At 72.5% G+C, this 23,519-nt stretch carries 13 protein-coding genes and 1 riboswitch; of the genes, 10 read left to right on the top strand and 3 right to left on the bottom strand.

Annotated features, from left to right (window positions below; genetic code table 11):
- Positions 1-11: 11 nt before the first annotated feature.
- The 5 genes from atzF (at position 12) to AAHM41_RS01810 (ending at position 5,665) form a co-directional block, all read left to right on the top strand.
- Positions 12-1,847: an allophanate hydrolase gene (gene atzF / locus AAHM41_RS01830; protein WP_342234791.1), complete on the top strand. Its 1,836-nt coding sequence runs from the start codon at positions 12-14 to the stop codon at positions 1,845-1,847.
- A 92-nt stretch (positions 1,848-1,939) separates the two neighbouring features.
- Complete coding sequence (locus tag AAHM41_RS01825; protein WP_342234790.1) at positions 1,940-2,608, top strand: GntR family transcriptional regulator; 669 nt, start codon at positions 1,940-1,942, stop codon at positions 2,606-2,608.
- 143 nt (positions 2,609-2,751) lie between these two features.
- A riboswitch (guanidine-I (ykkC/yxkD leader) is annotated at positions 2,752-2,855 on the top strand.
- A 97-nt stretch (positions 2,856-2,952) separates the two neighbouring features.
- Positions 2,953-4,017 carry a putative urea ABC transporter substrate-binding protein gene (locus AAHM41_RS01820; protein ID WP_342234789.1) on the top strand — a complete coding sequence of 355 codons (1,065 nt, stop codon included), beginning with the start codon at positions 2,953-2,955 and terminating at the stop codon, positions 4,015-4,017.
- Between the two features lie 14 nt (positions 4,018-4,031).
- Positions 4,032-4,853 carry an ABC transporter permease gene (locus tag AAHM41_RS01815; RefSeq protein WP_342234788.1) on the top strand — a complete coding sequence of 274 codons (822 nt, stop codon included), beginning with the start codon at positions 4,032-4,034 and terminating at the stop codon, positions 4,851-4,853.
- A complete protein-coding gene (locus tag AAHM41_RS01810; RefSeq protein ID WP_342234787.1) occupies positions 4,850-5,665 on the top strand; it encodes an ABC transporter ATP-binding protein in 816 nt (271 codons plus the stop codon). Before AAHM41_RS01815 ends, AAHM41_RS01810 begins: the two co-directional genes overlap by 4 nt.
- A 117-nt stretch (positions 5,666-5,782) precedes the next feature.
- On the opposite strand, the gene AAHM41_RS01805 is transcribed toward AAHM41_RS01810, so the two are convergent.
- Complete coding sequence (locus tag AAHM41_RS01805) at positions 5,783-5,920, bottom strand: hypothetical protein (protein WP_342234786.1); 138 nt, start codon at positions 5,918-5,920, stop codon at positions 5,783-5,785.
- Positions 5,921-6,085: 165 nt separating this feature from the next.
- Positions 6,086-6,775, bottom strand: coding sequence for an SDR family oxidoreductase (locus tag AAHM41_RS01800; protein ID WP_446719429.1), 690 nt, complete (start codon positions 6,773-6,775; stop codon positions 6,086-6,088).
- Positions 6,776-6,912: 137 nt separating this feature from the next.
- Here AAHM41_RS01800 and AAHM41_RS01795 point away from each other — a divergent pair, with 137 nt between their 5' ends.
- The 4 genes from AAHM41_RS01795 (at position 6,913) to AAHM41_RS01780 (ending at position 21,384) form a co-directional block, all read left to right on the top strand.
- On the top strand, positions 6,913-7,800 hold the full coding sequence (locus tag AAHM41_RS01795; RefSeq protein WP_342234784.1) for a LysR substrate-binding domain-containing protein: 888 nt from the start codon (positions 6,913-6,915) through the stop codon (positions 7,798-7,800).
- A gap of 197 nt (positions 7,801-7,997) precedes the next feature.
- Positions 7,998-13,127: a hypothetical protein gene (locus tag AAHM41_RS01790; RefSeq protein WP_342234783.1), complete on the top strand. Its 5,130-nt coding sequence runs from the start codon at positions 7,998-8,000 to the stop codon at positions 13,125-13,127.
- Positions 13,127-18,874 (top strand): alpha-2-macroglobulin, encoded by a 5,748-nt coding sequence (locus tag AAHM41_RS01785; protein ID WP_342234782.1) that lies wholly within the window; start codon positions 13,127-13,129, stop codon positions 18,872-18,874. The genes AAHM41_RS01790 and AAHM41_RS01785 overlap by 1 nt, the downstream gene beginning before the upstream one ends.
- Before the next feature lie 227 nt (positions 18,875-19,101).
- On the top strand, positions 19,102-21,384 hold the full coding sequence (locus AAHM41_RS01780) for a transglycosylase domain-containing protein (RefSeq protein ID WP_342234781.1): 2,283 nt from the start codon (positions 19,102-19,104) through the stop codon (positions 21,382-21,384).
- Between the two features lie 453 nt (positions 21,385-21,837).
- Here AAHM41_RS01780 and AAHM41_RS01775 read toward each other — a convergent pair whose 3' ends face one another.
- Positions 21,838-22,962 carry a M20 family metallopeptidase gene (locus AAHM41_RS01775; RefSeq protein ID WP_342234780.1) on the bottom strand — a complete coding sequence of 375 codons (1,125 nt, stop codon included), beginning with the start codon at positions 22,960-22,962 and terminating at the stop codon, positions 21,838-21,840.
- 234 nt (positions 22,963-23,196) lie between these two features.
- Between AAHM41_RS01775 and AAHM41_RS01770 the strand changes: the two genes are divergently transcribed.
- A partial coding sequence (locus AAHM41_RS01770) for a hypothetical protein (RefSeq protein ID WP_342234779.1) occupies positions 23,197-23,519 on the top strand: 323 nt, incomplete at its 3' end.

Below are 23,519 nucleotides of genomic sequence, written 5' to 3'. Positions count from 1 at the left end.
GAGGAACACCCATGACCTACCCCAGCCTCGAGATCGCCGTCCTCGCCAAGGCCTATGCCACGGGCGACCTCACCCCCGAGGCGGTGCTCGACGCCGTCTACGGCCGCATCGCCGAGATCGGCGAACGGCCGGTCTGGATCACGCTGGTGCCGCGCCAGGAAGCCGGGCGGCAGCTCGCCGCGGCGCAGGCCCGGGCCGCGGCCGGCGAGGCCCTGCCGCTGTTCGGCATTCCCTTCGCGGTCAAGGACAACATCGACGTCGCCGGCCTGCCGACCACCGCCGGCTGCCCCGACTTCGCCTTCGTGCCGGAGCGTTCGGCCACCGTGGTGGAGCGGCTGGTTGCGGCCGGCGCGATCCTGATCGGCAAGACCAATCTCGACCAGTTCGCCACCGGGCTGGTCGGCACCCGGTCGCCCTACGGCATCTGCAGCTCGGTGTTCGACAGCCGCTACGTCTCCGGCGGCTCCAGCGCCGGATCGGGCGTGGCGGTGGCGGCCGGATTGGTCTCCTTCGCGCTCGGCACCGACACTGCAGGCTCCGGCCGCGTGCCGGCCGCCTTCAACGGCATCGTCGGGCTGAAGCCGACCAAGGGGGCGATCAGCACCCGCGGCGTGCTGCCCGCCTGCCGGACCCAGGACTGCGTCTCGATCTTCGCCGGCACCAGCGGCGACGCGCTCGCGGTGCTGCGGGTGGCGGCCGGCTTCGATGCCGAGGATCCCTACTCCCGCCGCACGCCCGCCGAGGCCGTGGCGTCCGGGGCCTGGCCGCAGGGCTTCCGCTTCGGCGTGCCGGCCGACGGGCTGGAGTTCTTCGGCGACACGGCGGCGGCCGCGCTGTTCGAGGCGGCGGCGACGCGGCTGGAGGCGCTGGGCGGGACCCGCGTCGCCATCGACTTCGCGCCGTTCCGGGATGCCGCCCGGCTGCTCTATTCCGGCCCCTGGGTGGCCGAGCGGCTGGCGGCGATCCGCGATTTCGCAACATCCAAACCAGAGGCGATCCACCCGGTGGTGCGCGGCATCATCCTCGGCGCGGAAGGTCTCGGCGCCGTCGACGCCTTCGAGGGCTTCTATGAGCTCGCCCGGCTGACCCGCCTGGCCGAGGCGGAATGGGCGAAGATGGATATGCTGCTGCTGCCGACCACCGGCACGATCTACACGATCGAGGCGCTGCTGGCCGACCCGGTGCGGCTGAACAGCAATCTCGGCGCCTACACCAATTTCGTGAACCTGATGGACCTGTCGGCGATCGCCGTGCCGGCCGGCTTCCGGGAGAACGGGCTGCCCTTCGGCGTGTCGCTGATCGGGCCGGCCTTCGCCGACGGCGCGCTGGCCGCGCTGGCGGACCGGTTCCACCGCGACCAGGGGCTGGCCATCGGCGCGACCGGCCATCTCCCCGCCGGCCTGCCGCTGGCGGCGGGTGCCGATGCGACGCAGGACATGGTGCAGATCGCCGTGGTCGGCGGGCATCTGGCGGGCCAGCCGCTGAACCACCAGCTGACCCGGCGCGGCGCGCGGCTGTGCCGCTCGACCCGGACCACCGCCGGCTATCGCCTGTACAACCTGACCGGCATGGTGCCGCAGCGGCCGGGGCTGATCCGCGACGAGGCAGGCATCGGCGGCATCGAGGTGGAGGTCTGGGAGCTGTCGACCGCCGGCTTCGGCAGCTTCGTCGCCGAGATCCCGCCGCCGCTGACGATCGGCACCGTGACGCTGGCGGACGGCACGTCCGTGAAGGGCTTCCTGTGCGAGACCTTCGCGGTCGCCGAGGCCGAGGAGATCACCAGCCTGGGCGGCTGGCGCAGCTGGCTCGCCCTCGGCGCGCGGGTCGGCCCGGCGCCCGCGGCGTGACGATCGGCGGCGGTCCATCGCACTTGCCGCTTGTCAACCGGCCGCGCAGGCTGGAGAAGCAGTCTCCTTCTCGTGCCGCGAACATGTCGTCGATGGACCGCCCCCGTACCCGCACCGATCAGATCGCCGGCGACCTCGCCCGTGCGATCCTCAGCGGCGAGCTGCCCACCGGCACCCGCCTCGACGAGCATTCGCTGGCGCAGCAGTTCGGCGTCTCGCGCACCCCGGTGCGGGAGGCGCTGAAGCAGCTCGGCGGCCTCAGCCTGGTCGATGTCCGGCCGCATCGGGGCGCGGTGGTGGCGGGGGTGCACGCGACCCATATGGGCGAGTTCTTCGAGGCGCTGGGCGAGGCCGAGGCGATCTGCGCCCGGCTGGCCGCGATCAAGATGTCCGGCGTCGAGCGCGACCGGCTGGAGGAGGTCTATCAGCGCTGCGACGACGCCCTGGCCCGCGAGGACCGGGAGGTGATCCCCGTGGTCAACCGCGAGTTCCACGAGGCGATCTATGCCGGGGCGCACAACGCCTTCCTCGCCGACACCGTGCTGATCCTGCGCCGGAAGCTGGCGCCCTTCACCAGCGCGCAGTTCCGCCTGGCCGAACGGCCGCCGGCGTCGAAGCGGGAGCATGCGGTGGTGATGGCCGCGATCCGCGACCGCAACGGCCCCGCGGCCGAGGAGGCGATGCGCCGGCACATCCTCTCGGTCGGCCGGGCCTGGGCGCAATGGGCATCCGAAGCCGGGCTCGAGGTCGCGACGGATTAGCTGGACGGCCGGCGATCTGAGGTTTCGTGCTCAAAATCGAGCCAAACGGCCAAAATCGCACCACCGCTCCCACCGGACGACCACCATATCCTCGGATCCGTGCCGCCGCCGGCGCTGGCATGAGGCTTGCATCGTTTCCGATCGTGCAGAGCGTCTAGGGTTCCGGTCGCGTGGCGATGCTGGTCCGAGAGACGCACTTCGGCCCGGCGACGGGCGGAAGACACGGCGGGGCAAAAACCCGGGAGGTCACTGCACGGGTTCGCCGCCGCGGACCGACCTCCCACGCGCGGCGAACCTCCTTGTGGCGAAACCGGCCGATGGCCGCCTAAGCGAGGAGTTTCCCGATGCCGCTGCCAAGGCTTGCCGCCCTTCTTCTCACCGCGATCGTCGCCCTCTCCGCCCCGCAGGCCGAGGCCGCGCCGAAGAAGAGCTTCGACGTCGCCTGGACCATCTATGTCGGCTGGATGCCGTGGCCCTATGCGGCCGAGACCGGCATCGTCAAGAAATGGGCCGACAAATACGGCATCACCATCAATGTCGTGCAGATCAACGACTACGTCGAATCGATCAACCAGTTCACCGCCGGCAAGTTCGACGGCGTGACCCTGACCAACATGGACGCGCTGACCATCCCGGCGGCGGGCGGGGTCGACACCACGGCGCTGATCGTCGGCGACTTCTCGAACGGCAATGACGGCATCGTCTCCAAGACCGCCGGCAGCGTCGCCGCGCTGAAGGGCGAGAGCCTGAACCTGGTCGAGCTGTCGGTGTCGCATTACCTGCTGGCCCGGGCGCTGGACGCCGCCGGGCTGTCGGAGCGGGACGTGAAGGTGGTCAACACCTCCGACGCCGACATCGTCGCCGCCTTCAAGTCGCCGGATGTGGCCAGCGTCGTCACCTGGAACCCGCTGCTGGCCGAAGTGAAGGCCGAGCCCGGCGCCACGCTGCTGTTCGACAGCAGCAAGGTGCCCGGCGAGATCATCGACCTGATGGGCGTCAACACCGAGACGCTGAAGGACAACCCCGATTTCGGCAAGGCGCTGGTCGGCATCTGGTTCGAGACCCTGGCGCTGGTGACCGACCCAGGCGAGAAGGGCCGGGCGGCGCGCGAGGCGATGGCGAAGCAGTCCGGCACCGACCTGGCCGGCTTCGAGGCCCAGCTGGCGGCGACCCGCCTGTTCGCCGACCCGAAGGCGGCGGTGGCGTTCAGCCAGAGCCCGGACCTGATGCGCACCATGGACCTGGTGCGCAGCTTCTCCTTCGACCACGGCCTGCTCGGCGAAGGGGCGCGCAGCAAGGACGCGGTCGGCATCGCCTTCGCCAAGGGCGAGACGCTGGGCGATGCCGGCAACGTCAAGCTGCGCTTCGATCCGTCCTTCATGGCGCTGGCGGCCGACGGCAAGCTCTGACCCGAGCCCCTGCCATGCGCCGTGCCATGAACATCGCGCCGGGCCGCGGCACCCGCCTGCTGCTGGCGCTGCTGCCCTTCCTGATCCTCGCCTGCATCTATGTGCTGGGGTCGGCGGAGCGCCGCGCCGCCAACCCGGGCGACAAGCTGCTGCCGCCGGTCGCCGAGATGGCCGACACCGCCACCCGGCTGGCGACCGAGCCCGACCGCCGCACCGGCGAGATCACGCTCGTCGCCGACACCGCCGCCAGCCTGCAGCGCCTGGTGCTCGGCCTCGCCGTCGCCACTCTGATCGGCCTCGCCCTCGGCACCGCGCTCGGCATCCTGCCGCTGGCCGATGCGACGCTGGGGCCGGTGGTCGCGGTCGTGTCGATGATCCCGCCGATGGCGCTGCTGCCGATCCTGTTCATCGTCTTCGGCCTGGGCGAGCTGTCCAAGGTGGTGCTGATCGTGATCGGCATCGCCCCGTTCCTGGTGCGCGACCTGGCGCTGAGCGTCGGCGCCATCCCGCGCGAGCAGCTGATCAAGGCGCAGACGCTGGGCGCCTCGACCTGGCAGACGGTGCTGCGGGTGGTGCTGCCACAGATCCTGCCGCGGCTGATCGAGGCGCTGCGCCTGTCGCTCGGCCCCGCCTTCCTGTTCCTGATCTCGTCCGAGGCGATCGCGGCCGACAGCGGCCTCGGCTATCGCATCTTCCTGGTCCGCCGCTACCTGGCGATGGACGTGATCCTGCCCTATGTTGCCTGGATCACGCTGCTGGCCTTCCTGGTGGACCTGGCGCTGGCCCGCCTCGCCCGCGGCGCCTTCGCCTGGGCCTATGACGAGGGCCGGCGATGAGCGCGATCGCCGTCCGCGACCTCTGGGTCGAATATGGCGACCAAATCGTGCTGGAGGCGATCAACCTCGACATCGCGTCGGGCGCCTTCGTCACCATCGTCGGCCCGTCCGGCTGCGGCAAGAGCACCTTCCTGCGCCTGCTGCTGGGCCAGGAGCGGCCGAGCCGCGGCCGGCTGCTGCTCGACGGCACGCCCCTGCCGGACGAGCCGGGGCCGGACCGCGGCATCGTCTTCCAGCGCTATTCCGTGTTCCCCCATCTGACCGTGCTGGGCAATGTCCTGGCCGGCTTCGAATTCGCCGCCAGCCCGGTGCTGGGCCGGCTGTTCGGCGCGGCCCGCCGCCGCGCGGTCGAGGAGAGCGAGGCGCTGCTGGACGCGGTCGGCCTGGCCGCCCATCGCGACAAGCACCCGAGCGCCCTGTCCGGCGGCATGCAGCAGCGCCTGGCGATCGCCCAGGCCCTGGCCAAACGGCCGAAGGTGCTGCTGCTGGACGAGCCGTTCGGCGCGCTCGACCCCGGCACGCGGTTGCAGATGCACGCGCTGCTGACGCCGCTGTGGCGGCAGCTCGGCATGACCGTGGTCATGGTCACCCACGACCTGAAGGAGGCGTTCGGGCTCGGCACCCGACTCCTCGCCTTCGACAAGCTGCGCCACGACCCGCAGGCGCCCGGCCGCTACGGCGCCCGGGTGACCTACGACCTCGACCTCACCCGCCGGAGGCCCGCGCCCATCACGCCGGTGCCGCAGGTCCACCACGGCAGCCACAGCGATGCCGCGACCTTGCCCTTCCATCCGCGCCGCCACGGCGCCTGATCGGGGAGATCTGCGATGCCTCTGCCATCCTCCTGGCTGGCCCACCTGAAGACCCTGCGCGGCTTCGTCTATCGCGTGCTGAAGGCCAGGGCGGAACGCCTGTAAAGCGAGGCTTTCCTACCGCAGCAGCACATGGTCCATCAGCCTCTTGGTATAGGGGGGCTGCGGGTTCTCGAACACCGCCGCCCGCGGCCCGATCTCGACGATCTCCCCCAGATGCATCACCGCGACGCGGTGGCTGATGCGCTCGACCACGGCCATGTCGTGCGAGATGAAGAGATAGGCCAGCCAGCTCTGCGGGTATCCGATGCCGAGGCCTTCGCCGCCGACGGGCCCACGGCGATCGAGCTGCGCGAGGACGCGTCGTTCCTGCCCTGAGCAGCCTCGTGCCGGGCGATAGAGGCGAGCGTCTTCACGAGATCACACCGACCGGGTCAGGCCGCCATCGACCTTGAGGTTCTGGCCGGTGATGTAGCCCGCCCCTTCCGAAGCCAGAAAGGCGACGGTCGAGGCGATTTCGGCGCTTGTGCCGTAGCGCTTCATCGGCACGGCGACGCGGCGCTCATCCGTCTCCGGCAGGCTGTCGATCCAACCGGGCAGGACGTTGTTCATGCGAACATTGTCCGCGGCATAGGTGTCGGCGAAGATCTTCGTATAGGCGGCAAGCCCCGCCCGGAACACAGCCGATGTCGGGAACATGGCCGACGGCTCGAAGGCCCAAGCTGTGGAAATATTGATGATCGCGCCGGATTTTTGCTTCTGCATGATGGGAGCGACGAGCCGGACCGGACGGATGACGTTCATCAGGTAGATGTCCAATCCCGCATGCCACTGTTCGTCGGTGATCTCGATGATCGGAGCGCGTGGGCCGTGGCCGGCGCTGTTCACCAGGACATCGACGCGGCCCCATGTCTTCATCGTCGCGTCGACCAGGCGCTTGAGATCGTCGATGGATTGGTTCGAGCCCGTGACGCCGATGCCGGCGAGTTCGGCGGCGAGCGCTTCACCCTTACCCGAAGACGACAGAATGGCCACCTTGTATCCGTCGGCGGCTAGACGTCTTGCGCTTGCCGCGCCCATGCCGCTGCCGCCGGCCGTGATGACTGCCACTTTTTCTACTGACATCCTCAGTCCTTTCTGTTCGTGCCAGGCGCGATAAATTGCCTATTCATACCAATTATAATAACATCTCTTCTGCACGACGACGAACCAGTTCCGCTTTCAGTTGCCAGCAGAAAAACTATCGGATGAGCAGCTCTCCCGGAACGCTCCCCTCCCTCAATGCCCTGAAGGCCTTCGAGGTCGCCGCGCGCCATCTGAACTTCAGGCTGGCGGCCGAGGAACTCGGCGTCACTCAGGGCGCGGTCGCGCAGCAGGTCCGGGGATTGGAAGCCGAACTCGGCGTCAAGCTGTTCGAGCGATTGCCGCGGACCCTGGCGATGACGGGCGAGGGGCGAGGCTATATCGCGGATATCCGGCGGGCGTTCGAAATCATCGCCAGAGCGACGAACGAGCTGAGGCCGCAGCCGGTCAGGCTCACGATCAGCACCACCCCGACATTCGCGTCCAAATGGCTGATCCCGCGTCTGCCGGACTTCACGGCGCGCTACCCGGATCTCGACCTGCATGTCCTCGCCACCGATCGCATATCCAGTTTCCAGGCGGACGGTGTCGACCTTGCCGTCCGATATGGACGACCGCCATTCGGGCCTGGTTTGGCGACCGAGCTGTTGTTCGAACAGGAGATTATCGCCGTCGGCAGCCCCATGCTGCTGGCCGGGCGGCCGTCGCCACGGACGTCGGAGGACCTTGCGGAGTACACGCTCCTTCACGATGCCCATAACTTCTGGCCGGAGTTCATTGAGAGACATCTCGGACCGCGCGACCAGATGTCGTTCAAGGGGATCAGTTTCAGCCAGACGTCACATGCGATCGAGGCCGCGATCGCAGGCCAAGGCATCGTTCTCGCGAACCGGGATTTCGTCGCGCGGGATATGGCCGAAAGCCGCCTGATCCGTGCCCTGGAGGGATCGCTTCTGGGTCCATCGAACTTCTACCTGGTATGGCCTCGCCATCGCAAATCGACGTCCCGCGATATGGTAATCGCGTGGATGCTCGATGAGCCAAGGAAGTAATCGACCTCCCGGTTCTCACAAGCGCCAGGGCACGATCTCGGCGACACGCCGCGGCGTGGATCGATCCTGCCGCGTGCCAGGCTGCCGCACCATGGGGCCAGGAAGCATTGCCGCGAGCATCATCGAAATGCCACGAATCCCGTTGAAACAATGGTGCAGCGGAGGCCGTCCGACGATCCGGACTGGGGGGTGACACCATGAATGCCCGTCGTTGGATCAAGCTGCTGGGCCTGCTGGCCGCCCTCGCCGCACCGCCCGCCGGGGCGCAGGCCGCGGCCCCCGCGGCGCCGCCGGCCGCGGCCGCCACCGTCGACCAGGACAAGTTTCCCGCCGCCGGGCAGCATGACACGCTGCTGCGCGTGCTGCAGCCGGGCCGGTTCTCGATCCACGTGCGCAGCCAGAGTGGCGTGGCGATCCAGCTGGTCGACATGCTGACCGGCCCGTTGGAGCCGTCGGGCGACGCCGGCACCACCGACGGCCGGCTGGATGCGCTGCTGGACGTCGGCACCTACAAGCTGCGGCTGTTCGGCGCCAAGGGGGCCGAAGGCGAGGCCGCGCTGACGGTTGCGCCCTTCCGCGAGGCCGAGGCGCCGGCCCTGCGCCCGCGCGACGGCGTGGTGCAGAGCCCGGCGCTGGCCGATCTGCAGCAGCGCTCCTTCTGGGTCGCCGTCGAGGCGCCGGGCTTCCTGCGTGTGGAGGCGGCGGGCCGCAGCCTGGCCGATCTGCGCTTCTGGCGGAACGGCACCGACCTGGTGCCGCAGACCGGGCGGATGCGGACCATCGAGCCGGTGGCCGGCCAGCCGATGACCGACATCACCTTCGAAGACACCCTTGAGCCCGGCACCTATCTGGTCACCGCCTATGGCGGCCTGGCCGCGGCCTGGGCCGACGGCGACACCAGCCAGCCCTTCCACATCCGCTTCGGCGCCTCCGACGCCCTGCTGGCCGGCTGGGTGGGCGGCGCGATCGGGCCGTTCGGCCGCGACCTGTACCGGATCGATGGCAGCGCCCGGCTGTTCCGCCTGGCCCTGCCCGCCGCCGCCCCGGCCGGGCTGCGCGTGCTGGACGGTACCGGCGTCGTGTCCGGCGGTACGATCGACAGGAAGAGCCGCGAACCGACGGCCTCGGCCACTTCGGTGGCATCGCAGACCCCTGGGGACCGCGTGGTCGAGCTGACCGGCGCGGCCGGCCAGGCCTTCCAACTGCGGTCGATCGAATCGCCGGCCGGCACGAGCCTCTCCGAGGCCGGGTCGTGGTGGCTTGCGGCCCCGACCGCGGGCTACGGCGGCGACGAGTTGCCGGCCACCCTGGCGCTGATCCGCACCGAGAAGGACAAGCCGGCCGTCACCGTCGCCGGCAACGCGCCGCAGATCGGCCCGGGCGCGGCCTGGCGCCAGCGCTTCAACCTGCGCGGCCCCAGCACGCTGCTGCTGCGGGTGACCGCCCCCGGCCCGATCGCCGTGCGCAGCGCCGGCCCGGCCGTCCGGCCGTCGATCACCGTCCCGAGCGGCGATGTGCAGGCCGCCCGCACCGACGGCGCCGTTCCCTCCTGGGACCTGGCGGCCGGCTGGTACGTGTTGAAGCTGGACCCGGCCGACGGCGCCACCGGCATCCTCGATCTCACCGTCGGGCCGCCCGGGCTGGCACCGCAGGACAGCCGGCCGCTGCAGCCGGCCGATCCGGTGGTCGGCTTCGGCCCGCAGGAACTGGCGGACGGCCAGACCCTGCGGCTGATCGCCAACAGCGGCCCCCAGGCACGGACCGCGCTGTCAGCCCGGCCCTGGCCGCTCGACCTCGCCGACGGGCCGCTGGCCGTGACCCAGGGCGGCGGGGAGCCGCTGGGCCTGTCGCTGCAGCACCCCGCGCAGGGCACGCTGCTGCAGACCGAGGTCGGGGCGGGGACCACCGAGCTGAAGCCCGCGCCGGTCAATGCCAGCACCACCACGGCCGACGTGACACTGCCGGCCCCGGACAAGCCGCGCACCACGATCCTGTCCTGGCGGCCACCCGAGGCGCCGCTGCCGGACCCCGCCGTCACCCCGCCGCCGCCGCTGACCGCGCTGCAGGCCGGCAGGCCCGCCTGGTTCGACCTGGACCGGGAGGCCGAGCGCAGCTTCGCCCTGGCCGTCGCCGATGGCGGCCTCTACCGGGTCGAGACGCTGGGCCGCCTGCGCACCAGCGGGTCGATCGGCACGCCCTTCGTCGCCTCGCTGGGCGAGGCCGCGGCCAATGGCGCCGGCCAGAACATGCTGCTGCAGCAATATCTGCGGGCGGGGCGCTATCGTGTGACCGCAAAGGCCGAGGACGGCACCGGCCGGGTCGGCATCACCGCCCGCCCCACCCCGATGCTGCCCGGCGCCGAGCTGGTGCCCGCCGGCACCGTGCGCGCCGCCCTGCCCGCCGGCAGCGGCATCCTGTTCCCGATCGAGATCCCGGCTGACGGCTCGTACCGGCTGGAGATCCTGGGCCTGGACCGCAGCTTCACCGCCCGGCTGGAGGATGCCGAGGGCTGGCCGCTGCTGGCCGCCGGCGACCTGTCGGGGCTGGAGCAGGAGCTGGCCGCCGGCCGCTACCGCCTGATGATCCTGCCCGAGGCGGTCGACACCCGCGTGGTCGCCCGCCTGACCCGGATCGAGCCCGAGATCGCGCTGGAGGGCCACGGCCCGCACCCGCTGCCCTTCGACACCGACCAGGCCTTCCAGTGGCGCGAGCCGGCGGGACGCGGCGATCCGCGCACGCCGGACCGGTGGGACTTCACCCTTGCCGGACCCGCCAAGGCCAGCCTGAGCCTGAGCGACGGCATGGTCGCCGAGCTGCGCCGGCTGGACACGCCCGAGGCCGCGACCGTGGCCCGGTTCAGCGGCAGCGCCGCCTTCGCCGGCGAGCTGCCGGCCGGGCGCTACCGGGTCGAGGCCACCAGCCTGGGCCGCAACGACCGGCTGGACTACACCCTGTCGCTGCACACCGACGAGCTGCAGCCGGGCATGACGCGCGAGATCTCGCTGCCGGCGACGGTGCCGTTCAGCATCGCCGCCGACCGGGTGGTCAGCCTGACCAGCTTCGGCGGCATCGACATCAAGGCCGTGCTGCGCGACGCCCAGGGCCAGGTGCTGGGCCGCTTCGATGACCGCGACGGCGACTGGAACATCGCCGTGTCGCAATACCTGCCGGCCGGCCGCTACACCCTGGATCTCGCCCGGGTCGAGGCGGCGTCCTTGGCCGACAGCTCGGACGAGTCGAGCTATTCGGAGGACTCCGAAGACGGCTCCGGACCGACCACCGAGCTGCGGCTGTCGCTGCCGGCCGAGGACGGCACCACAGGCGCGGCCCAGCCCTCCGGCACGGTCGAGCTGATCGGGCCGACGGTGCATCGCCTGGCCATGCCGGCGGCCGCCGCCGGCAGCCTGATGGTCGCCGCCGCCGGCTCCTCCGCCGAGCTCACCCTGTCGCTGGAGCGCCAGGGCGCGGACGGCGCCTGGGCCAGCGTGGCGCTCGACCGCGGCCTGGCCCCCGCCGTCGCCGTGCCGGCCGATGGCGACACCTCTCGACCCTGGCGCGCCTCGGTCTGGACCGTCGATGGCGGCGGCGAACCGGTGCGCTTCGCCGCCCGATTGGTCGACGCCCAGCCGCAGCAGCCCGGCCCGGTCGCCCTGGCGCCGCTGCCGCTGGACGGCCTGCCGCAGACCCTGGCCACCGCCCTGGTCGCCGCCCCCGGCGCCGGTCTGGAGCGGATCGACGGTGCCGATCTCGATGGCGGGCTGTGGCAGGGCTCCGCCCCCGGCCGGGCGCTGCGGCCGCTGACCGCGCCCGTGGTCGCGCCGCAATCCGACCGGCTGTGGCTGCTCGGCCGAACCGCCCAGCCGGCGAAGCCGATTCTGGCGCCGCTGGCCACCGACCCGTCCCGCGCGACTGCGCTGGACCTCGCCGCCGGCGAGACCGCGACGCTGCCGGCGGCCCCAGCGCAGCACGGCCGGCTGCGGGCCTGGCTGGCGCGCTCTGGCGACGGCCAGCCCGGGCTCGACGCCGGCCTCGGCATGGGCGTGGCGCCGGGCGAGGCCTTCGCTCTGGCCGCGGCCGCGGCGCCGCTGACCATCCGCAACGCGGCCGGGGCCGGCGCCCTGCGGCTGGAGCTGACCGGCCTGGACCTCACCCTCGCCGCCGAGCGCCGTGCCGATGCCGAGCTGTGCGACACGCTGGCCCCGGGCAGCGCCCTGCCGGTGACCCTGCCCGCGGGGGCGAAGCGGCTGCGGCTGGACCTGCCGGCCGGTGTCGCCGCCATCGCCGCCTGGCGCGGCACCGATGCCGAGACCGCCTGGGCGGGCGACGCGCCCGCCAGCTGGTCGCTCGACGGCGTCTGGACCGACCTGCTGCTGGTCAACACCGGCAGCCGACCCGCCCCCGTCTCGCTGGCGCAGATCCCCGACCCCTCCCCCACCCCGGCGCTCGCCACCGACCGGGTGATGAAGCGCTTCTTCGGCGCCGAGGGCACCGTGCTGCTGGCGCTGCCGGACGGCACCGGCCCGGGCCACCGGCTGATCGTGGCCGGCGCCGCCGAGGCCACCGTGATCGGCCGCGACGGGCGCGTCGCCAGCGGCCGCCGGATCCAGCTGACCGCCCCCGGGCTGGTGGTGCTGCGCCACGATGCCGGCCTGGTCGCCGCCTGGATGGAGGCCAACGAATACGGGCCGTGGCCGCAGCCGGAGCTGCAGGAGGCGCCGCTGCCCGGCATCCTGCCGCTGTCCGGCGAGGCGATGACGCTGCAGCTGCGGTCGCCACGGCCTGCGCTGCTGACCGCCCGCACCACCGCGCCGGTGATCCTGGCGGCCGATGGCGAAGCGCCGGAGCTGTTCCCGGCCGGGGCGGAGTTCCACCGCTATCTGCAGGGCGCATCGCTGCTGCGCCTGTTCTCGCCGCAGGACGGGCCGCTGTCCGGCTCGATCGAGCTGGTGGCGGCGCCGATCGCGCCGCTGGCCGAGGGCGTCGGCGACGCGGTCACCGTGGCGTCCGGCGGCACCGCCCTGTTCGGCTTCACGGTCGAGAAGGACAGCGACATCGGCATCGGCGTCCGGGCCGAGCCCGACCGGGCGCGGGTGCGGCTGCTCGACGCCGACGGCCGGAGCCTGGGCGACGGGGTGGTGCAGATGCGCCACCTGGCCCCCGGCCGCTACCTGATCGAGGCGCAGGTCCCGCCCGACGCCCCAGCCACGCTGGTGCGGCCGGCGGTGGTCGGCATCAAGGCCCGGCCGAGCGGGCCGCCCGAGGATGTGATCCGCTTCTATCTGGACCTCGCCGGGCTGGCTCCGGCGACCAATGCGAGAGGCAAGTGATGACCCGCCTTCCCCTCATCCTCGCCCTGCTCGCCTCGATCGCCGGGCCTGCCCTGGCGCAGACCGCCGCGACCCCGCCGGCATCGCTGGACCAGATCCAGCGCGCCGACGGCGCCCAGGTGGTGCCGGAGCGGTTCCTGCGCCGTTGGGACCCGATCACCGTGTTCTTCGACCGCGACACCGGCCCGCGCGCCGGCGGCCCGGAGGACGACCCGGCGAGATTCGCCACTGTGTCGCCGGACCAGCCCGGCGCCTGGCAGTGGCTGGGCCCGCGCGTGCTGCAGTTCCGCCCGGCCCAGCCGTGGGAGCCGCTGCGCCGCGTCACCGTCACCTCTGCCGGCCATGCCACCGAGCTGGTGCCGCTGCTGCCGACGCCGGTGGCCACCAGCCCGGCCGACCAGCCGGACGGCATCGCCGACCTGGACACCATCGGCCTGACCTTCGCCGACCCGGTCGACGTCCAGGCCCTGGCGCGGCTGCTGACCATCGAGCTGCGGCCCCTGCCCGGCTTCGCCCTACCCAACGTCGGGGGCCAGGGCAGCCAGCAGCTGACGGCGCAGGACTTCACCATCAAGGCGCTGGAGCGGGCCGACCGCACCGCCCAGCAGGGCTATGTCGTGTCGCTGCGCCAGCCGATCCCGGACGGGCGGATGGCGATCCTGCGGCTGCGCCTGTCCGACGCCGCCGGGCTGGACGACCCGATCTTCGAGCTGCGGCTGCGCAGCGCAGCGCCCTTCACGGTCACCGACACGTCCTGCGGCGGCAGCTTCCAGCAGGACCTGCAGGATGGGGTGCTGCGCTGCAGCCAGCCGCCGGCCTATGAGGGCGAGGAGGCGCGGCCGACCGGCGAGCGCCGGCTGCGCCTGCGCTTCTCGAACGAGCCGGAGGCGCTGGACGAGGTCCGCGCCCGCGACGTGTTCCGCCTCACCCCGGCGGTCGACGATCTGGCGCTGGAGCCCGACGGCCGCGACCTGACCCTGACCGGCCGGTTCCTGCCGGACACGGTCTATACCCTGCGGATCGACCCCGGCAGCCTGAAGGATGTGCGCGGGCGGCCGCTGTCCGGCCCGGCCACCAATGCCCGCTTCGTGTTCCCGCCCGACCTGCCGGCCCTGGCCTGGGACGCCGGCCAGGGCATTAGCGAGCGCCTCGGCCCGCAGATGGTGCCGCTGCGCGGCCATGGCTATGACCGCGCCGACATCCGCATCCACCGCATCGACCCGCTGGGCCGCGACTTCTGGCCGTTCCCGGCGGAAGGCCTGACCACCCAGGACGACACCACGCCGCCCTTGGCCGGCAACGAGCCGTCGCCCTGGAAGGACGCGGCGGCGATCGACCGCGACGCCATGGCGGAACGGATCGCCGCGCTGGGCTCCCCCGCCGTGTCCGAGCTGGTGACACTGCCGTCGCTGCGCGGCGGCATTTCGGCCAAGTTCGGCCTCGACCTCAAGCCGCTGCTGACGAAGATCGCCGGCGCCAGCCAGCCCGGCACCTATCTGGTCGGGCTGCGGCCGGTCGACGGCGCCGACCGGCGCTGGCTGCGGCTGCAGGTGACCGACCTGACCCTGTCGACGGTGGAGGAGCCGCAGCGCATCCGCTTCGCCGTCACCTCGCTGAACAGCGCCAAGCCGGTCGACGGCGCCGAGATCCGGCTGGAGGGCGTGCGCGACGACGCGTTCGTCACCCTCACCCGCGGCGTCACCGGGGCCGATGGCGGCTTCGCCTGGGCGCCGAAGGGCGCCTACGCCGACGAGCCGGAGATCCGCCGCATCGTCGTGACCAAGGGCACCGACACGCTGGTGCTGGAGCCGGACAACGGCCCGGCGCAATACGCGCAGGAGAACTGGACCAAGCCGGAAGAGCCCTGGCTGGCCTGGGGCTTCGGCGACGTGGCGGCGCGGCGCGAGCGGCCGCAGATGCTGTGCCACGTCTTCACCGAGCGGCCGATCTACCGGCCGGAGGAGGCGGTGGAGATCCGCGGCTTCGTCCGCTCCTATCTCGGCGGCGGCCTGTCCTTCGCCAACGGCAAGGGCGAGGTCGTGGTCAACGGCCCGGACGACCAGGAATGGCGGATGCCGGTGACGCTGGATGGCAATGGCGGCTTCTACCAGCGCTTCGACGAGACCACCGAGGCGACCGGCGATTACAGCGTGCGGTTCGTCGACCCCGGCGACGACGAATGCGGCCAGGTGCCGTTCAAGAAGGAGGCCTACAAGCTCCCGACCTTCGAGGTGCTGCTGAACGGCCCGGATTCGGCGCCGCTGGACAGCCAGATCCAGGTCTCGCTGCTGGCCCGCTACGTCGCCGGCGGCCTGCTGGCCGACCGCCCGATCAAGTGGCGGGTGACGCAGTTCCCCTACAGCTGGACCCCGCCGGGGCGCGAGGGCTTCCAGTTCTCCAGCGACTCCCGCTTCTCGGGCGAGCACGAGTTCCGCTCCACCCCCGTGCTGCAGCAGGACGGCAAGACCGATGCCGGCGGGTCGGCCCAGATCACGCTGGACCCGACGATCGAGCCGACCGCCCAGCCGCGCCGCTACGTGGTCGAGGCCACGGTCACCGGCGACGACGACATGCAGATCCGCAGCACCCAGCATGTGGTGGCGCTGCCGCCCTTCACCCTGGGGCTGAAGGTGCCGCGCTACCTGCCCAAGGCGGATGCGCTGGACCCGGAGATCCTGGCGGTCGACGCCGCCGGCAAGCCGCTGCCCGGCGTCGAGATGACGGTGAAGCTGATCCACCGCAACTGGAACTCGGTGCTGCAGGCCAGCGACTTCAGCCAGGGCTCGGCCAAATACGTCACCCAGGTGATCGACGAGACGCTGGAGGAGCGGAAGGTCACCTCCACCGCCGAGGCGCAGGCGCTGCACTTCGCCCTGCCTGAGGCCGGGGTCTACATCGTCTCGGTCGAGGCTGCCGACAAGATCGGCCGCAGCCAGTCGGTGAAGGTCGACCTGTTCGCCGCCGGCGACACGCCGGTGACCTGGTCGCGCCCGCCGGGGCAGAACGTCACCGTCACCACCGACAAGGAGTCCTACGCCCCCGGCGAGACCGCGACGCTGGTGATCGAGAGTCCGTTCCAAACCGCCCGCGCCCTGGCCGTGGTGGAGGAGCCGGAGGGCCAGTTCCGCTACGACTGGGTCGACATCGCCAACGGCTTCGGCCGCTACGCCGTGCCGGTGCGCAAGGCCCAGATGCCGCGGCTGCCGGTGCATTTCCTGATCATGCGCGGGCGGCTGCCGGGCGAGGCACAGGCCGCCACCGCGCCCTTCGACCAGGGCAAGCCGGTGACGCTGGCCACCACCGCCTGGGTCAAGGTCACCCCAGTCGAAAACCAGGTGGCGGTGACGCTGGACGCGCCGCCCAGCGCCCGGCCGGCGCAGGAGATCGAGGTGGCGCTGCACCTGGCCGACCTGAAGGCCAAGCCGCTGTCGGGCGAGGCCACCTTCTGGATGGTCGACCAGGCGGTGCTGTCCCTGGCGCGGGAGCAGCCGCTGGACCCGCTGCCCAAGTTCATCGTCGCCCGCATGGCGCAGATGGCGGCGCGCGACACCCGCAACATGGCCTTCGGCGTGATCCCGCTGGAGGAGGTGCCGGGCGGCGACGAGGCGACCGACGAATGGGGGGTGGAGAACATCTCCGTCCGCCGCAACTTCAACCCGGTGCCGGTCTACCTGCCGCATGTCCAGGTCGGGCCGGACGGCACCGCCAAGGTCAAGGTCAAGCTGCCGGACACGCTGACCGTCTACAAGATGCGCGCCGTGGTCACCAGCGGCCCGGACCGTTTCGGCTTCGGCACCGGCGAGGTCAAGGTGCGGCAGCCGATCGTGGCCCAGCCCGCCCTGCCCCGCTTCGTGCGGCCGGGCGACAGCTTCGACGCCGGGCTGATCGGCCGCGTGGTCGAGGGCCCCGGCGGGTCCGGCCGTGCCGGCATCAGCGTCGACGGGCTGACCGTGCAGGGGTCGAAGGACCGTGCCTTCGCCTGGGACGGCAACCGGCCGGCGAGGATCAGCTTCCCGGTCTCGGTGCCCGACCCGGCGCCGGGCCAGGACACGGCGACGCTGCGCCTGCTGCTGCAGCGCGACGCCGACAAGGCCGGCGACGCGGTCGAGATCGCGCTGCCGATCCGGCCGGACCGGCCGCCGCTGCGCCAGCGCCGGATCGTCGAGCTGGCGCCCGGCGCGACGCAGGATCTGCTGGCCGCGCCCGACGATGTCCGCCCCGGCTCCTATTCCGCCTCGGTGGCGATGGCGGCCGACCCCGCTTTGGTGCGGCTGGTCGCGGGGCTCAACGCCCTGGCCGACTATCCGTTCGGCTGCACCGAGCAGGTGATGGCGCTGGCCAGCGCCGAGCTCGCGCTGAAGCCCTACGCCCCGGTCCTCGCCGCGGCCGGGCTGCAGGACCGCATCTCGGCCGATGTGCAGAAGACGATCCAGAGCATCATCCGCACCACCGACGAGGACGGGCTGGTCGGCTTCTGGCCGAAGTCGCGCGGCTCGGTGATGCTGACCGCCGCTTCCTACGGCTTCGTGGTGCAGGCCGAGCAGGCGGGCGAGACGGTCGACCCGGCGCTCAAGGACCGGCTGGCCCAGGTGCTGAAGCAGGCCCTGCGCTCCGACTATCCGCGCTTCCTCGCCGGCGAGGATATCCGCGAGCGGGTTGCCGCCCTGTCGGCCCTGGCCGCGGGCGGCGGCGCCGACCCGGCCTATCTGGCCGAGTTGAGCCGCCGGGCCTCGCTGCTGCCGCTGGAATCGCTGGCCCAGATCACCGCGGTGGTCGCCGCAGCGCCGGACGCCGACCCGGCCCGGGTCGCCGGCCTCTTGGACCAGGTCAAGGCCGATGTCCGGCTGCTGTCGCGCAACGGCCAGCCGGTCTATGCCGGGCTGCAGGACCGCCCGGCCGACCCGATGGTGCTGCCGTCGGAGACCCGCACCTTGTCCGAGGTGCTGCTGGCGGTGGTCCGCGCCGCGCCGGAGGACCCGCTGCTGGGCCAGCTGCGCACCGGGCTGATCGGCCTGGGCGACGCCTCCGGCTGGGGCAGCACCAATGCCGACGCGGCGGCGCTGCGGGCCCTGGCGGCCGCGTGGGTGGCGCCGAGCGGGTCGGTGCCGGTCGCCGCGTCGCTGCCCGGCGGGGACAAGACCGGGACGCTGGGTCCCGATGCGCCGGTGCTGCGCTGGAGCATCGACCAGGCCGGGCCGGTCGGTGTCACCAACCGGGGCGGCCAGCCGGTGGTGGCGCTGGGCGACGCAAGCTGGCTGCCGAAGGCGCCGGGATCGGCCGCGACGCCGGTGCAGGACGGCTTCGTCCTGACCCGGCAGCTGTACCGCGTGCCGGCCGACGGCCCGCTGGAGCGGCTGGAGCCGGGCGGCGACGGCGCCATCCATGTCGCCGCCGGCGATGTGGTCGAGGAGGTGGCGGAGCTGGTCAACCCCGAGACCCGCACCCAGGTCGCGATCCGCCTGCCGATCGCCGCCGGCTTCGAGCCGCTGAACCCGAACCTGGCGACGGCGCCGGCGGAGGCCGTGCCCTCGACCGCGCCGTCGGTGCCGCCGAGCTATGCCAGCTACGGCGACGACGAGGTGCGGGTGTTCTACGACCGGCTGGACAAGGGCACGCTGACCCTGCGCTTCCGCCTGCGGGCGCAGGTGGCGGGCAGCTTCATCCAGCCGCCGGGCGAGGCCGAGATGATGTACCGGGCCGGAATCTACGGCGCCAGCGCCGGCCAGCGTGTCGTCGTGAGCCCGTAGGACGAACAACGATGAGCGCAGCCTGCCTTCCCCAACATAGTCCCCCCTCCCCTTGCGGGAGGGGGCCAGGGGGAGGGGTCTGCGCGCGTCGGCGCGCGAATGGGCGAGGCTCCGCCTTCGACATCCAAACAAGGTTGTGGCGAGCCATCGCCGGCTCGCGCCGAGAGAACCCCCTCCCCCTACCCCTCTCCCGCGGGGGAAGGGGGGACAAGTTTGGGCGGACGTAGATGCCGGCGCCCGATCCTACCGTCGCGCCCACCCCGCTCCGCCGCCGATGGCGGCGCCGGGCCGGCCGGGGCGTGCTTGCGCTCGGCCTCGCCGTGTTCGGCCTGTTCGCGGTGCAGGTGGCGCAGCGGGCGCATCTGGAGGCGCCGGCGCCGACCCCGATCCTGTACGACCGGCAGGGCGCGTTCGTCGCCCAGATCGGCCATGAGGAGCGGACCGCGGACGGCAGGCGCTTCGTCGACTACGGCTACTGGACGGTCGATCCCCTGCCCGACCGGGTCGTCCGCGCCACCCTGGCGCTGGAGGACCGGCGCTTCTGGGACCATCCGGGCGTCGACCCGCGCGCCGTGGCCCGGGCCCTGTGGCAGGTCGTCGAGGGCGGCCGGGTGCGGTCCGGCGCCTCGACCATCGCCATGCAGATCGCCCGGATGCAGCAGCCGGCGGCGCGCAACCTGTGGTCCAAGGCGGTGGAGGCCGGCACGGCGCTGGTGCTGACCCAGCGCTACGACCGGCAGACGCTGCTGGCGCACTACCTGCGGCTGGTGCCCTACGGCAATGGCAGCCACGGCATCGCCCATGCCGCGCGCTGGTATTTCGACAAGCCCGTGGCGGATCTGAGCTGGGCCGAGATCGCCCTGCTCTCCGCCATCCCGCAGGCGCCCAGCCTGATGAATCCGCGCCGCCCGGACGGGCTGGCAAGGGCCAAGCGGCGCGGCCAGCGGGCGCTGGACGAGCTGGCCCGCCAGGGCGTGATCGGGCCGCAGGAGCTGGCGCTGGCCACCACCCAGCTGGCCGAGCTGCGCCTGCCGCCGGTGCCGCGCCGGCCCGATGCCGTGCCCGCCATCCTGCGGCTGCGCCAGATGATCGCGCGGAACGGCGCCCAGGCGCTGGACCCGAGCGACCCGCGGCTGCGCACCACGCTCGACCTGCGGGTGCAGGAGACGGTGACGGAAGCGGCGCGCCGCCGGCTGCGGGCGCTCGGCCCGATGGGAGCACAGCAGGTGGCCGTGGTGGTCGCCCGGCGCGACAGCCGCGAGGTGCTGGCCGATGTCGGCTCTGCGCGCTACGGCGGCGCCAATGGCGGGTCGATCGACTTCAGCCGCGCCGTGCGGTCGCCGGGCAGCACGCTGAAGCCCTTCATCTACGCCCTGGCGATGCAGCGCGCCCTGCTGAGCCCGACCGATGTGATGGCCGACATGCCCGAGGGCGCGTCCGGCATCTCCAACGCCGACCGCAGCTTCCTCGGCCCGGTGCTGCCGCGCCAGGCGCTGGCCAATTCGCGCAACATCCCGGCCACCAACCTGCTGCGCCGGGTCGGGCTGGATAGCGGCTTCCGCTTCTTCCGCGAGCTGGGGCTGCACGATCTGGATGTGCCGGCCGAGAATTTCGGCCTGTCGATGGCGATCGGGTCGCTGCCGACCAGCCTGGACCGGCTGGTGCAGGCCTATGGCGCGCTGGCCGATGACGGGACCTTGCGCGATCTGGTGTGGTACCGCGGCCAGGCGCTGGCGCCGCCGCGCCGGGTGCTGTCGGCCGACATCGCCCGGCTGGTGACGCTGTTCCTGTCCGACCCGATGGCCCGGTTGCCCAGCTTCCCGCGCTACGGCACCACCGAATTCCCGTTCCCGGTGGCGCTGAAGACCGGCACCAGCCAAGGGTATCGCGACGCCTGGGTGGTGGCGTGGTCGCAGGACTACATGGTCGGGGTCTGGTTCGGCCGGCCCGATGCCGGAACGATGCGCCAGGTCGCCGGCGCCGGGTCGGCCGCGAAGCTGGCCCAGGACGTGCTGACGGCGCTGCACGGCGCCCGGCCCGGCGACCTGCTGGATTCCGGCTTCCCGGTGCCGCGGGCCTACAGGCCGGTCGAGCTGTGCGTGCCGGCCGGCGGCCCCGCCCCCGATTTCTGCCGCCAGCGCGTGGTGGAATGGGTCAAGGCGGACGCCGCCCCGCCGGCCGCGATCCCCGCCGTCGCCCGCGCGCCCCAGCCGGACGGTCCGGCGATCGGCACCGCCGAGCCGCCGCGCCTGTCGATCACGATGCCGGAGCAGAACGCCCGGATCTGGCGCAACCCGGAAATGCCGCCGGCGCTCGACCGGCTGGCGCTGAAGGCCGCGGTGGCGCCCGGCGTCACCCAGGTGGTCTGGTATGTCGACGGCCTGCCGTTCCGCACCGCGCGGCCGGATGAGACGGTGTACTGGAAGCTGACGCCCGGCGCGCACCGCTTCCAGCTGCGCCTGCCGCAGCAGGACGGGGAGTCGCGGCCGGTGCGGATCGTCGTGGAATAGGCGGCGCGGCAGGGTCGCTTCACGTTTCCGTCCTGCCAGCCGGCCGACGCCGAACTCGAAGCGGCAATGCTCATGGCCGTGGGCGGCGCCCTGATCCGCAGCCTGTGCCGCGCCCTCGGCATCCCGCCCGACCGGGCCGCGATCGCCGCGGCCATCGCCGGGATGGACAAGGCTCCCGTCAGGGACAGGGCGGAGACCGCCGGACGGGCACCCGCGACGGGCTGGTTTCGCCCGCCGGATGCGTCCGTCGCCAGCCGGCCTCCGCCGAGGCCGCGGGGACCGGACAGCGGCTGAGCACGATCCGTCCGCCGCCTCTGCCGATCGTCAGCGCAAGGTTGGGTTCGCCTGCCGCGAACCCAACGAATGCACACCAGCCTGCAACCTTCCACACTCCCCCTCCCGCAGGGGGACGGGGAGTGTGGTTGCCAATGGAGCGACCGGCTTCGAAGGGCCCTATACCCCCATCCACTGCCGGCCGATCTCGGTGTAGAGGCCGACCGCGGCCTCGATCTTCGACACCAGGCAGTACTCGTCGGTCTTGTGTGCCATGGTCGGCTCGCCGGGGCCGAGGATCACCACCGGCACGCCGCCCATGGCCGGCGCCAGCACCGAGGCGTCGGTGAAGAACGCGGCCCCCTTCGGGTCGATGCGCCGGCCGGCGGCGCGCTCGCACAGGTCGAACACGCCGCTGACCCATTCGTCCTGCGGGCTGCTGGCGACGGCGCCGACATCGACGATGCGCGACAGCTCCGCCCCCTCGCCCAGCACCGCCGCGACCTCGCGGCGGATGGCGTCGTTGGACTGGCCGGGGACGGTGCGGATGTCGATCTGCACCTCGGCCCGGTCCGGCACCGAATTGACGTTCAGCCCGCCCTGGAAGGTGCCGACATTGATCGACGGCCCGCCGAGATGGACATGGTGCTGCGCGTCGAAGCTGTGGTCCGCCAGGCGCAGCACGTCCCGCGCCGCCTTGTAGACGGCATTGTCGCCCTGCTCCGGCATCGAGCCATGGGCGGTGACGCCGTGGAAGGCCGCCCGCAGCCACAGCGCGCCGCGATGGCCGATCATCGGCAGGTTGGCGGTCGGCTCGCCCACCAGCAGCGCGCCGGCCGACGGCAGGGCGCCGGCGACCCCGGCCAGGTGGCGGGCGCCGTCGCAGCCCGTCTCCTCCCCCGCCGTCAGCACCAAAGCAAGGCCGGCGCGGCGGCCCGGCAGCCGGACGAGGTCGACCGCCGCCGCCACCATGGCGGCGACGCCGGCCTTCATGTCGCTGGAGCCGCGGCCGTACAGCCGGTCGCCGTCGATCTCGGCGGCGAAGGGATCGCGGGTCCAGGGCGCGGCGCCCAGCGGCACGGTGTCGAGATGGCCGGTGAAGCACAGCGGCGCGCCCTCGCCCGCCAGCGTGGCGACGACATTGGTCCGGCCCTCGCCCATCGGATGCATCGCAACGGCGAAGCCCGCCGCCTCCAGCACCCGCCCCGCCAGCTCGACACAGGGCTGCTCCTCGCCCGGCGGGTTGATCGATCGCAGCCGGACCAGGTCGCGCGTCAGCGCGACGGCGGAGGGAATGTTGGTCATCGGGCTCAGGTCTCGACTCTTGTTTGTCATTGCCAGGCTTGACCCGGCAATCCAGGGCCACCGAGATCCGCTCTGGCAGCCCCTGGATCCCCGGGTCAAGCCCGAGGATGACAGTGCGGGCTGGGGACGGCCAGTCCGGCCTATTGGCGCAACCGCGTCCAGATCCGATCATAGGCGGGCCGGCCTTTCGCCCTGCCAACGGCGGAGACCTTCAGCCTGGACGGCTACGCGCGGGTGCTGACCGGCGGCAACTTCCTGCAGAACTACCGCAACAGCCTGGTCGTCACCGTCGCCTCGGTCGGGCTGACGGTGTCGGCCTTCGCCACCTATGCGCTGGTGGAGTACCGGGTGCGGGCCGCGCCGCTGCTGGCCGCCCTGACCCTGGGCGCGGTGCCGCTGGTGCTGCTGTTCGTCCTGTTCTCGCGCCAGTTCATCCGCGGCGTCAGCCAGGGCTTCAGCAGATGGGACAGGCGACCCGCGGGCGGCCCGTTGCACCAGGGAACACGGCGCGGGGGCGCGGGGGGGCCGCGCCGGGGGTGGGTTAAGGCGCGGAGGCG

The organism is Inquilinus sp. OTU3971, from assembly GCF_038440215.1.
Note: the sequence above shows the minus strand (reverse complement) of the source record. Positions and strands in the feature narration are given on the sequence as shown.